The organism is Pseudomonas sp. S30_BP2TU TE3576 (assembly GCF_050436025.1).
Lineage (GTDB): Bacteria > Pseudomonadota > Gammaproteobacteria > Pseudomonadales > Pseudomonadaceae > Aquipseudomonas.
This window is the reverse complement of sequence record NZ_JBNDLK010000001.1, coordinates 5,522,860-5,535,612: the sequence shown is the minus strand read 5'-3', so window position 1 is coordinate 5,535,612 and position 12,753 is coordinate 5,522,860. Positions and strand designations below refer to the sequence as shown.

Genomic DNA, 12,753 nt, shown 5'->3' with positions numbered 1-12,753 from the left:
CCGGCATCCTGCCCGACTCACATCAACTCTGGCTATCTTAAAGCCCCGTAATCATTGAGTTTCCGACGAAAGCCGTACGTTTATCGGTTCACCTAAAAAGATCTTGCAATCGATGTATTACGGTATACCATCAGACCTATAAACACATAAAAAACGCGTCACACCTGCCGAGGACCGTCCAATGATCGATGCCGCCATCTACAAACAAGTCATGGGTTCGTTCCCCTCCGGAGTGACCGTGATCACCACCCTGGATGACGACGGGCAAATCGTCGGCCTGACCGCCAGTGCCTTCAGTTCGCTGTCGATGGACCCGGCCCTGGTGCTGTTCTGCCCGAACTACAGCTCCGATTCCTACCCGGTCCTGATCAAAAACAAACGTTTTGCCATCCACGTGCTTTCCGGCGGCCAGCAAAGCGAAGCCTATGCTTTCGCGCGCAAAGGCAAGGACAAGGCCCAGGGGATCGAGTGGACGCTCAGCGAGTTGGGCAACCCGATTCTGGCCAACGCCACGGCGGTCATAGAATGCGAGCTGTGGCGCGAATATGAAGGCGGCGACCACGCCATCATGGTCGGCGCGGTGAAAAACCTGATCGTGCCCCGGCAGAGCAGCGGGCCACTGGTGTATTGCCACGGCAAGATGGGCGCCCTGCCCGTGCTGGCCTGATCCCGCTGATATCACCGCATCCCCCTGTGGGAGCGGGCTTGCTCGCGAAGACGGAGTGTCAGTCAATACATATGCCGCCTGGAAGTTCGCTTTCGCGAGCAAGCCCGCTCCCACACTGGTTAGCGTCAGCCGCGAAGAGAAGTCATTTGCGGAAAATATGTATTATGGTATACCAATAGACCGCGAACCCGCAGTCGACGGGCCAATAACAATAGATCCGAGGTAAGCGTCATGAAGTTTTCCCTGTTCGTACACATGGAACGTTGGGACGAAAGCGTCAGCCACCGCCAGTTGTTCGAAGACCTGACCGAACTGACGCTGATGGCCGAGGCCGGTGGTTTCAGCACCGTGTGGATCGGTGAGCACCACTCCATGGAATACACCATCTCGCCAAGCCCGATGCCGCTGCTGGCTTACCTCGCGGGCAAGACCACCACCATTCACCTGGGCGCCGGCACCATCATCGCGCCGTTCTGGCATCCGCTGCGGGTAGCGGGTGAATGCGCATTGCTCGACGTGATCAGCAACGGACGCATGGAAGTCGGTTTGGCGCGTGGCGCCTACCAGATTGAATTCGACCGTATGGCCGGTGGCATGCCAGCGTCCTCCGGCGGCCAGGCGTTGCGGGAAATGGTTCCGGTGGTGCGTGCACTGTGGAACGGCGACTACGCCCATGACGGCGACATCTGGAAGTTCCCGACCTCCACCAGCGTGCCCAAGCCGATCCAGCAGCCGAACCCGCCGATGTGGATCGCCGCCCGCGACCCGGACTCGCACAACTTCGCCGTGGCCAACGGCTGCAACGTGATGGTCACGCCGCTGATGAAAGGCGACGAAGAAGTCCTCGACCTGAAGAACAAATTCCAGGCCGCCCTGGACAACAACCCGGGCGTGCCGCGCCCGCAACTGATGGTGCTGCGTCACACCCACGTGCACACCGCCGACGATCCGCAGGGCTGGGAAGTCGGGGCCAAGGCGATCTCGAAGTTCTATCGCACGTTCGATGCCTGGTTTGGCAACAAGACCACGCCGGTCAACGGTTTCCTCGCGCCGAGCCCGGAAGAGAAATTCGCCGGCCGCCCTGAGTTCGAACTGGAGAGCCTGCACAAAACCGCCATGATCGGCACCCCGGAAGAAATCATTCCGCGCATCAAGTACTACCAGGAACTGGGTGTAGACGAGTTCAGCTTCTGGTGCGATAACAGCCTGCCCCACGCGGAGAAGAAAAAATCCCTGGAGCTGTTTATCAAACACGTGGTGCCAGCGTTCCGCTGAGTGCGCCACCCTGCGCCTGGATGCGAGGCCGGGGGTCGGCACACCTCAACTGTGGGAGCGGGCTTGCTCGCGAAAGCGCCGGGGCAGTCAACATGGATGCTGGCTGTGATGACGCCTTCGCGAGCAAGCCCGCTCCCACAGGGATTGATGTGCCTGCGCGGTGAATGGACCGCTTCGCACCTGCATTTCAAGCGCCTGCGCGCCAGCGTTTCGGCCAAGCAGAACGGCTTCTGGCAAATAGTTCACTGAGCCCACCCGAACAGCCAATCACGCCCCTCGCGTCTCGCCATTGCATGGCGCGTGCGGTGCATCGTGTTTCGCCTTTGATCAGGTTTGCCCAATGAACAATAACAGCGTGCTCATGAGCTACTTCCTGATCCCGTGGACGGCGATCAATCTGGTGGACTACTACTGCCTGCGCAAAGGCCAATACCGGATTGACGACATCTTCGACCTGAACGGGATCTACGGGCGAGTCAACCGGATTGCCTGCGGCAGTTTCCTGTTGGCGATTGCCCTGGAAATTCCGTTCATGAACACCACGCTGTACGTCGGCCCGGTGGCCACGGCGCTGGACGGGGTGGATCTGGCATGGATCGTCGGGTTGCTGGTGCCTGCGCTGAGTTACTACTGGCTGATGAAACTCGGCAAGCGAGCGCCAGTGATGGAGTCAATGGCCGACTAAATTCCAGGCAAAAAAAATCCCAGGCAGCTGATGGACGCCTGGGATTTAAAAATGCATAAACCGTGGTGGTGAACGCGGCGCGAATACTACGGAATATTTCAGCCTGTAACAAGATATTTTTATTCACTATCCAGTTACTAATCTTTCTAACTCATTAAATATCCACACTTTTTCTAAGGGAGACTACAAGAACCAGCGATACTCCCTCGCGCTGATGTCATGCAGAAATGCCAGATGATCCTGACGTTTGTTTTCGCAATAGACATCCACAAACTCCGCCCCCAGGCCTTCGCGCAGCGATGCATGACTTTGCATGGACTGCACCGCTTCGAGCATTTCCAACGGAAAATCGATGCCACTGCTGCGGTCTTCATTGAGCGGTGCAATCGGTTCACGCTCCCTTTCCAGACCTTGCTCCAACCCCACCAGAATCGCCGCCAACGCCAGATACGGATTGGCATCGGCACCCGCCAGGCGATGTTCGATACGCAGGTTTTTGACGTCCGACTCCGGTATACGCAAGCAGGCATCACGATCCTCAAAGCCCCAACTGGCGCGGGACGCGACGTTCACGGTGCCGCTCAAACGGCGCAAAGCGTTGTGGTTCGGGGCAAAAATCGGCATGCAGTGCGGCAACACATCCAGGCAACCGGCCACCGCATGACGCAGCGCCCGCTGGCCGTTCGCCGCCAGCAGATTGTTGCCGGCCTGGTCATACAGGCTGACATGCACGTGCATGCCACTGCCGGGGTGTTGCAAGTAGGGTTTGGCCATGAAACTGGCGCGATAGTTGTGCTTGAGCGCCACGCCCCGGGTGCTGCGGCAGAACAGGGCCGCCCAGTCGGCGGCGCGCAGGCCGTCATCGCAATGACCGAAGTTGATTTCGAACTGACCCGGGCCGAGTTCGGCGGTGATCACCGTGGCATCGATGCCTTGCGCTCGTGCCGTCTCGACCATTTCATCGAGCACCGGGGCGAATCGCGACAAGCGTTCGATGTGCATGTTCGGCTGATCATCGGCGTCGCCAGTCAACTCATCACGGGGGAACTGCGGCAAGCCGTCCTGCAAGCGGCTGTCGAACAGGTAAAACTCCAGCTCGAAGGCCACCACCGGAAAAATACCCTTGCGATGGAGCCGGTTCAGCACTTGTGCCAGCACTTCGCGGGGTTCGAATTCGATGGGTTTTTCCGTGCCGTCGGAGGTGATCAGCATCTGGCCCAACGGCTGCTTTTCCCAGTTCACCCGTTTCAACGTGCCAGGCACCAGGCGACGGGGTGCATCCGGGTCACCGTCGTTGAAGCAGTAATCCCCGATCTTGAACAACCCGCCCTGAGTGCCGAGCAGCACGCAGTTCTGCGGCAGCTTGAGCACACTGCCGGCAGCCACTTTTTCGAGCATCTCGATCGGGTAGCGCTTGCCGTAGAAGTGCCCCGGAATGTCCAGGGAGATCAGGTCGACGTAACGCACTTCAGGGTTGCAGTGGCGAAAGTTGCGAACCTCGGCCAGCAGATCAGAGCACACAGCATCCATCGTTTTGTTCCTTGTTGTTATCAGGTGTAAACCCAAAGCACGCGGGTCAGTTGGTCGGACAGGTTGCCGTAGCGGCAGTGTGCATGGCTGGCCAGTTGAAAGCTGTCGCCGGGACGCAGGGTCACCGGTTCGTTATCATCGAGCCACAGGGTCAACTCCCCTTCCAGGACATAACCACCCTGCTCGGAACTGTCCTTCATGTGCCGGTCGCCGCTGCTGGCGCCGGGCTCAAGCTGGCTTTCGAGCATCGAAAAGGACGCACGCATTTTTGGCGAAACGAGGATGTCGGTAATTCCATCGGCGTAGTACAGCGTGCGGCGCTCGTCCGGGCGGGTGACCCAGGACAACGCCATGGGTTTGGGCAGGCTGTAGAAATAGGTGGTCGGCACCCCAAGGGTTTCGCTGATGGCGGTCAAGTCCGCCACCGTCGGACGCGACAGACCGCGCTCGACCTGTGACAGAAAACCGACCGAGCGACCGATTTTGTCCGCCAGTTCCTTCAGGGTGTATTTTTTGTGTTTGCGCAGGTCCTGGATCAGGATCGCCAGCGCCGATATTTCTTCTTGCATGTCCATCCAGAGGCTTCCTGAAAGTGTCGCTTCAAATACTGTCGCGCAGTCGATACCAGGCTTTGCCGATGGCTTCCAGCGGCGCGGCCAGGTATTTGCCACCGGGAAAACTGCCGTTGTTCAGGCCCTGGTACAGGGACAGTTCGTCGGGCTGACCGAGTACCGCGTCGGACACTGCCCGCGCTGCGGCCAGTGTCGGCAGCACGCCATGCCCCGAATACCCCTGCATCCAGTACAGATCGCCGCGCCGTCCGATATCCGGCGTGCGCTTGAGGGTCAGGTCGATGTGTCCGCCCCAGGCAAACTCCAGCTCGACGCCCGTGAGCTGCGGGAACACGCGCTCCAGGAACGGCCGGGTCGCCGCGGCGATGTCCTTGGGCATTCCGCCCAGGTAAGTGCAACCGCCGCCGAACAGCAGGCGGTTATCCGGGGTGCGGCGGAAATAATCGAGCACGAACTGGTTGTCGGTCACACATACGTTGCTCGGCAGCAGCGCAGTGGCTTGCTCCTTCGTCAGCGGCGCGGTCGCGACCTGATACGTGCCGACCGGCAACACGCAACTCGCCAGTTGCGGGTCGAGCCGATCGAGGTAGGCGTTGCACGCCAGCACCAGCACATCGGCACGAATACGACCGCGTTCGGTCGTCACCACAAACCCGTCGCCCTCCTCGCCATAGCTCAGCGCCTTGCTTTGCTCATGGATGCGGCCACCCGCCCGCTCAATTGCATCCGCGAGGCCGAGGGCCAGTTTCAGCGGATTCAAATGCCCGCCCTCGGGATCGAACAGGCCGGCCTGATACCGTTCGCTGGCCACCCATTCCGGCAACTGTTGCCGTGGGATGAATTGCAGTTTGTCGTGGCCCCATTTGTGGCTGGCCTCGTGTTGCCACTCCGTCAGCAGGCCTACCCGACGCGGCATCACCGACGTCCAGAGATGACCGGCGCGGTAGTCGCAATCGAACTCATGCCGGCCGGGCAAATCACGCAGTTCGCGCGCGGCCCAGCGCATACCTTCCCACAGTCGCCGCGCCCGTTCATAACCCAGCGCCGCTTCCAGCGGTGGCATGTCGCACGACCAACCGAGAATCGCCTGGCCGCCATTGCGTCCCGAAGCGGCCCAGGCCACCCGGCTGGCTTCGAGCAAGGTCACGCGCTTGCCGGCCAGTGCCAGGCGCAACGCCGTGTGCAACCCACTGAAACCGGCCCCGATGATCAGCACCTCAGTGTCTTGCTCACCTTCCAGCGCGGCTCGATTGAACAGACGACCGGCACAGGAATGGGCGTAGTAACTGGCGACATGCTGAGTGGATTGCTGAAACATATGGCCTCGTGAAATTTTGTATTTTTAATTTCATGAAAAAATACACGGTAAATTTCATGCAGGCAAATGGCGCGCAAAAAAATCCCGTCCAGGAAGACCTGGACGGGATTTTTTGTGCAGACGCGTCGGCGAACGTATCAGGCAATCGGGATCAGCGAGGCCGCAGCACCGCCACGTTATTGCCGGCGTGACGCCCCGATTTTCGTTTTCCTGTTCTTACAAACAGTCGCGCACGATTTTACGCAGGTCGCCGGATTTGGCCCAAGGTGGCCCCTGGTACAGCGAAACCTGACTGCCGTTTTTGTACTTCACAATATCCAGCACTTCGTCGGCCGTGATCACGCTGGGCGCGGTGATCCGGAATCCGTTGGATATCGAAACCTGGGTCGTATTCGGTACTTCCTTTTGCCAGGCTGGCAAAACGCACGCCGCATACTCTTTTGGCGCCTTCGCGCTGTGCTTGCTGACATTTGGCTCGCCCGGCACCAGCGAAGCCGGCAATGAACATCCGGCCAGCAACGCCAGCACGACTCCCCCCATCAACATTCGCATGCTGCTTCCTTAAATTCGAAATAAAGAAAATGTAGCCCGCCGTCGTCCGTACATCCATCCCCGACGATTCAGCGACTGTCATTGATATCGGCTCCCCTGGTTAGTTCCTTGAGTTCAGATAAGCCATCCATCTTTCTTGAGTAGGACAGCGTACTTTCACGTTCGCGTTTATTTTCCCGACCAAAGGAAACCCCGCTGATTCAGACGAACACAACATCCGGTCTGGTAAACAGGTCTAAAATTTCGGTGTGCAGTATTCAGGAGGTCATCATGTGGCTTAACGAATCGGAACAGGAACTTCGGCGTGATCTGCAGGGACTTGCGTCAGATTTGCGCTGGTCGGCCGTCGAGCTTTTGCGTATCGAGCAGCAATTGCGCCTGCTCGGCAACGAAATCGACGCGCAAGCCGTTCAAAAACTGTGTGCTTTGTTTCAGGGCGATGAAGAAAAACTGTCCGGCTATGCCGAGGAAGTAAAAGCCAAGGTCATTAGCCGCAACAAGGCTCAATAGCGGGAGCGCTGCCATGAACAGGCCTCTATTCACGCTGGTTGTCACACTGACCGCGTTGGCAGGCTGCAGCACCAACTCGATCTACCAGAACCAGCCGCTGGTGGCGAAGGTCGGCACCGGCATGACCCAGGAGCAAGTCCGGCAAATCGGCGGCCAGCCGCTGGCGATCAGCGATCGTACCGTCGAACCCGGTACGTGCTTTGACTACAAACTGACTCAGTCCGGCCATCAACAAGCTTACAACGTCAGCTTTGACGGCCGGGGCATGGTCGACCACAAAAGCTTTATGACGTGCGCGGAATGGAGCCACATGCAGCAAAAGGCCCGAGAACCCTCACGCCCCAGCGGTGGCGGTGGCTATTAGCGCCCTGTAGGAGCGAGCCTGCTCGCGATGGACTCAAGCGCGCCGAGTTTAGCCAGGAAACACGCGTTATCGTTAGCGACCATCGCGAGCGAGCTCGCTCCTACAGGAGATTGCCGTAGAACCGGGGCTTCGGTTGGGCTTCACTTAGCTTGATGACTGCGCGCAGGCCTGCCGGCGCGAGCCCTGTAGCCGGGCAGCGACGCGGCAAACGCCAGTGCTTCTTCCCGAGTGTCAAATGAACCCAGTCGGTCACCCTGGGTACATACCCGCCAGGGCCCATTGCTCACTCTGAGTACGTCATAGCCGTTCATGTGCATTTTGTTCAGAATCGGAACGCTCATAGTCACCTCCTTTTGGGCAGTGATATCAGGTTGGCTTGCTTACCTTACACCCGCCCTTTTCCAAAATACCGACCAGATATCGCCATGAAGATTCCCGAATCCGATTGAACCTGGATCCTACCCCTTGGCCAACGCCGTCGCAGCCCTGTCGATCAATGCCGCCACTTCAGCGGGCATCGACGCCAGGGACGCATGGCTGGCAGTCAAGGTCAGAATCTCCCGGGCGTTCAGCCGCTCAGCCATCCATTGCTGGTTTTGTGGAGCGATCATCCGGTCCCCGGTCGAAATCTGATACCACGATGGCTTTTTCTTCCAGGCCACCGTGCCAACAGTGTCACCGAAGGTACTCGCCAGCGGCGCTTTCTGGGTAAGGCCCATGACCAACCCTTCGGTCGCCGGCAGGTCCTGACAGAAGCTTTCGTGATAGAGCTCTGGCTTGACCCACAGGTAACCGTCGCTATCGGGCACCAGGTTGGCCGCCGCCGCTGGCAGATGCCGTTGCGTGATGCCCGCTGGGCTTTCACCGGCGTCCGGCGCGAACGCGGCGATGTACACAAGCCCGACCACATTCGGCAAATCACCCGCTTCAGTGATGACCGCGCCGCCATAGGAATGCCCCACCAGCAGCACTGGACCGGGCACCTGGGCGACCATCTTGCGCGTGCGCTCGGCATCATCAGCCAGCGAAGTCAGCGGCAACTCGACGGCGCGAATGTGCGTGTCGCCCCGGCTGAGCAATTTGACGATGACCTTGTTCCAATGGGCAGCGCCGCCCCAGAAACCATGGACCAGCACGATCGTGGGTTTGTCACTCATCACCTTGACTCCGTTTGCGGATGGGATGTCTGTCGCTCGCGTCAGCCTTGATCGCCGCCGCCCACGGGCATGACCATGCCGGTGATATAGGACGCTTCGTCGCTGGCCAGGAACAGAATAGCCCCCGCCTGCTCATCCAGGGTGCCGTAGCGTTTCATCAAACTGCTGTCGAGGGTCTGGTCGACGATCTGCTGATACCAGAGTTTTTCCTCCTCACTCTGCTCGGCACCATTGCGGGGTATGCGTCGCGGCGGTGCTTCGGTGCCGCCAGGAGCGGTGGCATTGACCCGCACACCACGACCGGCGGTTTCGAACGCCAGACAAGCGGTCAAGGCATTCACCCCGCCTTTTGCCGCACCGTAGGGCACGCGGTTGAGGCTGCGGGTGGCGATGGAGGATACGTTGACGATCGCCCCGCTGCCCTGCTCCAGCATGAACGGCAGCGCAGCATGGCAACACCACAAGGTCGGGAACAGCGAACGGCGAACCTCGGCCTCGATCTGCGACGCCTGGTAATGCTCGAACGGCTTGGCCCAGATCGTGCCGCCGACGTTATTGACCAGCACATCGAGGCGACCGAAACGCTCGACAGCGGTTTGCATCACCCGACTGCACTCCTCGTATTGCTCAAGGTCGGCGGTCAGGGCCAAAACCTGGGTGGTCGACGCCAGCTGTTGCTGCACTTCGAACACCAGGTCGGAACGGTCCACCAGGATCAGCTTCGCCCCTTCCGCGGCCATGCGCTCGGCCACCCGCTGCCCGATGCCTTGGGCGGCGCCGGTGATCAGTGCGACTTTTTCGTGAAATCGGTTCATGTGTACCTCAAATAATTCCGGCCAATCAAGAAAATGCAGGCCAAACGCGGTCCTGTGGGAGCGGGCTTGCTCGCGAAGAGGCCGTAACATTCAACAACAGTGCCCCCTGTCAGACCGCTTTCGCGAGCAAGCCCGCTCCCACATTGGGTAGTTGCCTGGCAGGGAATTTGTGCACGACTCAAGCCGCGCTGGCGGCGAATTTCTCAAAGTAGAAGTTCGCAGGCGCAATGCCTTGCTCGCGAATGAACTGGCTGACCGCCTCGACCATCGGCGGCGGGCCGCACAGGTACACATCGACGTCGCCATCGTTCAAATGTTTTGGCTCGATGTGCTGGGTCACGTAGCCCTTGAGCGGATGTTGGCTCTCGGGGCTGGCGACGCAGGCGCTGAAGGTGAAGTTGGGGATGCGCGCGGCAAAAGCTTCAAGGCGGTCGATTTCCACCAGATCAAAATCGTGGGTCACGCCATAGATCAGATGCAGCGGATGATCACTGCCCTGCTCGGCGATTTTCTCCAGCATCGCGGTGAACGGCGCCAGCCCGGTGCCACCGGCCAGCAGCAACAGCGGCCGACGGATGTCGCGCAGGTAGAAACTGCCCAACGGCCCGGCCAGGCTCATGCTGTCGCCGGCCTTGGCCATGCCAGTCAGGAAACTGCTCATCAACCCGCCCGGCACGTTGCGAATCAGGAAACTGACCTCGCCGTCGCGCTGCAACGAACTGAACGAATAGGCACGAGTCTGCTCGCTGCCGGGAATCCCCAGGTTCACATATTGCCCCGGCAGGAACGCCAGTTTGCTCAGCGCTTCGCCCTTGATCGACAGCGCGATGGTGCTGTCGGACAGTTGGCGCACGGCGCTGATGGTCGCGTCGTAGCTGGACTGGCGGGTACGGCAGACTTCCGAGGACGTCGGCACCCGTACCACGCAATCGCTGCGGGCACGCATCTGGCAGGTCAGGACAAAACCCTGCGCGGCCTCTTCAGGGCTGAGGGCGTCTTCGATGTACTCCTCGCCCAGATCGTAGGTGCCGGCTTCGGCAAAACACTTGCAGGTGCCGCAGGCGCCGTCGCGGCAATCCAGCGGGATATTGATGCCCTGGCGGTACGCGGCATCGGCCACGGTTTCGCCGGCATTGGCGTCGATGAACCGGGTGACGCCGTCTTCGAAATTGAACGCAATGGAATGGGTCATGACGGCCGCCTCACAGGTGGTAAACATCGATGACCTGACGAACGTAGTCGTTCTTCAGGATCACTTTCTTGGCCAGGATCAGCGGGTTTTCACCGCGCACGTCGAGGGTGTAGAAACTGCTGCCGAAATAGCTGTCGACGGTCTTGTAGCGAAAGCTCAGGGTGTGCCAGTTGAAACGCACCTTGCACAAACCGTCGGCCTGTTCGAGCAGCTCGATGTTGCTGATGTTGTGGGAGGTGCGAGTGTCCGGCACGCTGGCGCTGGAGCGCTCGGTCTTGATGCGGAAGACGCGGTCTTCCAGGCCGGTGCGGTTGCCGTACCAGATCAGCGAGATTTCCCGCTGTGGATCTTCGGTCAACTCGTCGTTATCGTCCCACGAAGGCATCCAGAACGTCGCCTCCGGTGCGTACAGCTCCAGCCATTCGTCCCACTGGCGGTCGTCGAGGTAGCGCGCTTCGCGGTAGAGAAAGTCGCGCACGGTGTCATGGGAAATCGTCATTGCACGTCCTCCACGGCGATCAGTTTCGACTGCTCGGCGGCAAGGGCCTTGAGCATGGTCTGCTGCCAGTACTTGTGTTGCAGCACGAACAGGCCTTCGTCTTCGGTGCGTACGCCGCTGAGCAGCGGATGCAGATCGATTTCCCTGGCCGCCTCATCGGCGCCTTCGATCCAGTGCTCGGCACCACGGGACATGTCGTTCCAGGTGGTGACGCTGCCCTGGTAGCTGGTCTGGCAGGAGCGGAACTCTTCCAGATCGTCCGGCGTGGCCATGCCGCTGACGTTGAAGAAATCCTCGTACTGACGAATCCGGCTCGAACGCGCGTGGTCGCTTTCGCCTTTGGGGGCGATGCAGTAAATGGTGATTTCCGTGCGGTTGACCGAGATCGGCCGGGCAATGCGGATCTGCGAGCTGAACTGGTCCATCAGGTACACGTTGGGGTACAGGCACAGGTTGCGCGAATTCTCGATCATCCAGTCGGCGCGGGCCTTGCCGAAATCCTGCGCCAGCTCATCGCGGCGCTCGTACAGCGGACGGTCCTCGGGGTTGGCCCAACGGGTCCAGAGCAGCATGTGGCCCTTGTCGAAGGAGTAGAAACCACCGCCCTGCTTGGCCCAACTGCCGGCGCTCATGGTCGGGTTGCTGTCGCCGGCCTCGCGTTGCTTGCGCTGGTTCTGGGTGGCGGCGTAGTTCCAGTGCACGGAGCTGACGTGGTAGCCGTCGGCACCGTTTTCGGCGGTGAGCTTCCAGTTGCCTTCGTAGATGTAGCTCGACGAACCGCGCAGCACTTCCAGGCCATCGGGGGATTGGTCGACGATCATGTCGATGATCTTCGCCGACTCGCCGAGGTGCTCGACCAGTGGCAGCACATCGGCTTTCAGGCTGCCGAACAGGAAGCCGCGATAGGACTCGAACCGCGCGACGCGGGTCAGGTCGTGGGAGCCTTCGCAGTTGAAGCTCGCGGGATAACCGGCGTTGGCCGGATCCTTGACCTTGAGCAGCTTGCCGGAGTTGTTGAAGGTCCAGCCGTGGAACGGACAGGTGTAGGAGCTCTTGTTGCCGGACTTGTGCCGGCACAGCGTCGCGCCACGGTGGCTGCAGGCGTTGATGAAGGCGTTGAGCACACCGTCCTTGTTGCGCGCGATGAAGACCGACTGGCGCCCCATGGTGGTGGTGTAGAAATCGTTGATGTTGGGGATCTGGCTTTCGTGGGCCAGGTACAGCCAGTTGCCTTCGAAGATGTGTTCCATCTCCAGATCGAACAACCGCGGGTCGGTGAACATCTCGCGTTTGCAGCGATAGAGGCCTTGCTCGGGATCGTCTTCAAGCAGGGAATGCAAATATTCGGGTCGCAGGGTCATGGCCACCGCCTCCATTGTTATTGTTCAGGCAGGGCCATGCTAGGACGGGGCGGCAGACTGGAATATCCGCGGGGTGCAGACCTTTATCCGTTTTGTGCAGTCACTGGCGGTGTGTCAGGCGCCATCAATGGTGAAGGTGCCGGCCCCATCGCGAGCAAGCTCGCTCCCACAGTGTTATTGGCTGGATGCGATTTTTTCGCTCAACCGAAATCCCTGTGGGAGCGAGCTTGCTCGCGATGGCGTCGGATCAGGCGAC

Annotated in this window: 15 protein-coding genes and 1 pseudogene; 6 read left to right on the top strand and 10 right to left on the bottom strand. The window is 59.9% G+C overall.

From position 1 onward, the window contains the following. The first annotated feature begins 181 nt into the window (after positions 1–181). From ABIA48_RS25360 to ABIA48_RS25345, 4 genes and pseudogenes are all read left to right on the top strand, one after another. The gene (locus tag ABIA48_RS25360; RefSeq protein WP_057715451.1) at positions 182–667 is read left to right on the top strand and encodes a flavin reductase family protein; all 486 of its coding nucleotides are present in this window, start codon (positions 182–184) and stop codon (positions 665–667) included. A 231-nt stretch (positions 668–898) separates the two neighbouring features. Beyond that, the gene (locus ABIA48_RS25355) at positions 899–1,942 is read left to right on the top strand and encodes an LLM class flavin-dependent oxidoreductase (RefSeq protein WP_007982502.1); all 1,044 of its coding nucleotides are present in this window, start codon (positions 899–901) and stop codon (positions 1,940–1,942) included. Positions 1,943–2,050: 108 nt separating this feature from the next. Continuing rightward, positions 2,051–2,191 (top strand): hypothetical protein, encoded by a 141-nt coding sequence (locus tag ABIA48_RS25350; RefSeq protein WP_429492161.1) that lies wholly within the window; start codon positions 2,051–2,053, stop codon positions 2,189–2,191. Positions 2,192–2,303: 112 nt separating this feature from the next. Next, positions 2,304–2,627: pseudogene (locus ABIA48_RS25345) on the top strand (cytosine permease); the annotation flags it as partial. A 183-nt stretch (positions 2,628–2,810) separates the two neighbouring features. On the opposite strand, the gene ABIA48_RS25340 reads toward ABIA48_RS25345, so the two are convergent. The 4 genes from ABIA48_RS25340 to ABIA48_RS25325 form a co-directional block, all read right to left on the bottom strand. Continuing rightward, positions 2,811–4,157, bottom strand: a complete 1,347-nt coding sequence (locus ABIA48_RS25340; protein ID WP_429492159.1) for a glutamine synthetase family protein — start codon at positions 4,155–4,157, stop codon at positions 2,811–2,813. Between the two features lie 20 nt (positions 4,158–4,177). Next, complete coding sequence (locus ABIA48_RS25335) at positions 4,178–4,732, bottom strand: helix-turn-helix domain-containing protein (protein WP_007982493.1); 555 nt, start codon at positions 4,730–4,732, stop codon at positions 4,178–4,180. 25 nt (positions 4,733–4,757) lie between these two features. Next, positions 4,758–6,047 carry an NAD(P)/FAD-dependent oxidoreductase gene (locus ABIA48_RS25330; RefSeq protein WP_429492157.1) on the bottom strand — a complete coding sequence of 430 codons (1,290 nt, stop codon included), beginning with the start codon at positions 6,045–6,047 and terminating at the stop codon, positions 4,758–4,760. Between the two features lie 216 nt (positions 6,048–6,263). After that, entirely contained in the window at positions 6,264–6,599 is a 336-nt protein-coding gene (locus ABIA48_RS25325; RefSeq protein WP_429492155.1) for a hypothetical protein, read from the bottom strand. Between the two features lie 270 nt (positions 6,600–6,869). Here ABIA48_RS25325 and ABIA48_RS25320 point away from each other — a divergent pair, with 270 nt between their 5' ends. Then, positions 6,870–7,109 carry a hypothetical protein gene (locus ABIA48_RS25320; protein ID WP_057396004.1) on the top strand — a complete coding sequence of 80 codons (240 nt, stop codon included), beginning with the start codon at positions 6,870–6,872 and terminating at the stop codon, positions 7,107–7,109. 13 nt (positions 7,110–7,122) lie between these two features. Next, entirely contained in the window at positions 7,123–7,473 is a 351-nt protein-coding gene (osmE, locus tag ABIA48_RS25315; protein WP_429492154.1) for an osmotically-inducible lipoprotein OsmE, read from the top strand. Between the two features lie 140 nt (positions 7,474–7,613). Here the strand turns inward: osmE and ABIA48_RS25310 are convergent, their stop codons facing one another. The 6 genes from ABIA48_RS25310 to benA all read right to left on the bottom strand — a co-directional run bounded on the left by ABIA48_RS25310 (position 7,614) and on the right by benA (position 12,497). Beyond that, positions 7,614–7,814, bottom strand: coding sequence for a DUF2188 domain-containing protein (locus ABIA48_RS25310; RefSeq protein WP_429492152.1), 201 nt, complete (start codon positions 7,812–7,814; stop codon positions 7,614–7,616). A 117-nt stretch (positions 7,815–7,931) separates the two neighbouring features. Then, positions 7,932–8,630 carry an alpha/beta hydrolase gene (locus tag ABIA48_RS25305; RefSeq protein ID WP_429492150.1) on the bottom strand — a complete coding sequence of 233 codons (699 nt, stop codon included), beginning with the start codon at positions 8,628–8,630 and terminating at the stop codon, positions 7,932–7,934. 41 nt (positions 8,631–8,671) lie between these two features. Beyond that, positions 8,672–9,445, bottom strand: a complete 774-nt coding sequence (locus ABIA48_RS25300) for a 1,6-dihydroxycyclohexa-2,4-diene-1-carboxylate dehydrogenase (RefSeq protein ID WP_429492148.1) — start codon at positions 9,443–9,445, stop codon at positions 8,672–8,674. 178 nt (positions 9,446–9,623) lie between these two features. Further along, positions 9,624–10,637, bottom strand: a complete 1,014-nt coding sequence (benC, locus tag ABIA48_RS25295; protein ID WP_310064919.1) for a benzoate 1,2-dioxygenase electron transfer component BenC — start codon at positions 10,635–10,637, stop codon at positions 9,624–9,626. 10 nt (positions 10,638–10,647) lie between these two features. Then, positions 10,648–11,136 (bottom strand): benzoate 1,2-dioxygenase small subunit, encoded by a 489-nt coding sequence (benB, locus tag ABIA48_RS25290; RefSeq protein WP_429492146.1) that lies wholly within the window; start codon positions 11,134–11,136, stop codon positions 10,648–10,650. Beyond that, positions 11,133–12,497: a benzoate 1,2-dioxygenase large subunit gene (gene benA / locus ABIA48_RS25285; protein WP_429492144.1), complete on the bottom strand. Its 1,365-nt coding sequence runs from the start codon at positions 12,495–12,497 to the stop codon at positions 11,133–11,135. Before benA ends, benB begins: the two co-directional genes overlap by 4 nt. Positions 12,498–12,753 lie beyond the last annotated feature (256 nt).

Bases quoted from the DNA above. Each gene is read 5' to 3' on its own strand.
- ABIA48_RS25360 (WP_057715451.1), top strand. From the start codon at position 182: ATGATCGATGCCGCCATCTACAAACAAGTCATGGGTTCGTTCCCCTCC.
- ABIA48_RS25355 (WP_007982502.1), top strand. From the start codon at position 899: ATGAAGTTTTCCCTGTTCGTACACATGGAACGTTGGGACGAAAGCGTC.
- ABIA48_RS25350 (WP_429492161.1), top strand. From the start codon at position 2,051: ATGACGCCTTCGCGAGCAAGCCCGCTCCCACAGGGATTGATGTGCCTG.
- ABIA48_RS25340 (WP_429492159.1), bottom strand. From the start codon at position 4,157: ATGGATGCTGTGTGCTCTGATCTGCTGGCCGAGGTTCGCAACTTTCGC.
- ABIA48_RS25335 (WP_007982493.1), bottom strand. From the start codon at position 4,732: ATGGACATGCAAGAAGAAATATCGGCGCTGGCGATCCTGATCCAGGAC.
- ABIA48_RS25330 (WP_429492157.1), bottom strand. From the start codon at position 6,047: ATGTTTCAGCAATCCACTCAGCATGTCGCCAGTTACTACGCCCATTCC.
- ABIA48_RS25325 (WP_429492155.1), bottom strand. From the start codon at position 6,599: ATGCGAATGTTGATGGGGGGAGTCGTGCTGGCGTTGCTGGCCGGATGT.
- ABIA48_RS25320 (WP_057396004.1), top strand. From the start codon at position 6,870: ATGTGGCTTAACGAATCGGAACAGGAACTTCGGCGTGATCTGCAGGGA.
- osmE (WP_429492154.1), top strand. From the start codon at position 7,123: ATGAACAGGCCTCTATTCACGCTGGTTGTCACACTGACCGCGTTGGCA.
- ABIA48_RS25310 (WP_429492152.1), bottom strand. From the start codon at position 7,814: ATGAGCGTTCCGATTCTGAACAAAATGCACATGAACGGCTATGACGTA.
- ABIA48_RS25305 (WP_429492150.1), bottom strand. From the start codon at position 8,630: ATGAGTGACAAACCCACGATCGTGCTGGTCCATGGTTTCTGGGGCGGC.
- ABIA48_RS25300 (WP_429492148.1), bottom strand. From the start codon at position 9,445: ATGAACCGATTTCACGAAAAAGTCGCACTGATCACCGGCGCCGCCCAA.
- benC (WP_310064919.1), bottom strand. From the start codon at position 10,637: ATGACCCATTCCATTGCGTTCAATTTCGAAGACGGCGTCACCCGGTTC.
- benB (WP_429492146.1), bottom strand. From the start codon at position 11,136: ATGACGATTTCCCATGACACCGTGCGCGACTTTCTCTACCGCGAAGCG.
- benA (WP_429492144.1), bottom strand. From the start codon at position 12,497: ATGACCCTGCGACCCGAATATTTGCATTCCCTGCTTGAAGACGATCCC.